We start from the raw sequence: 215 nt of genomic DNA on the forward strand, positions 1-215 counted from the left end.
CCTTCTACCTCCACTCCCCATTCTTTCATTTTTTCCAGAAACAGCTCCTTGTTAATCTCATGCAACGCATCCTTCTCTCCATACATTTTCCCAAACACTTCAAAGTTTGCTACAAAGCTGCTGTATGGGTGCAAAGATGCATAGCTGAAAGTTTCACTTGCAGAACTGCTATTCCCAGATTTTTTCTTGATGAATAAAACTCCCTCTCCACAATG

Annotated in this window: 1 protein-coding gene; it reads right to left on the reverse strand. The window is 40.9% G+C overall.

The annotated features are described in order from the left end of the window. Window positions 1–215 (reverse strand): hypothetical protein (locus PG418_RS19080; RefSeq protein ID WP_498837891.1); only part of this gene is annotated, 215 nt, incomplete at both ends.

This window comes from Bariatricus sp. TF06-38A, from assembly GCF_027690675.1.
Classification (GTDB): Bacteria; Bacillota; Clostridia; order Lachnospirales; family Lachnospiraceae; genus Allocoprococcus; species Allocoprococcus comes.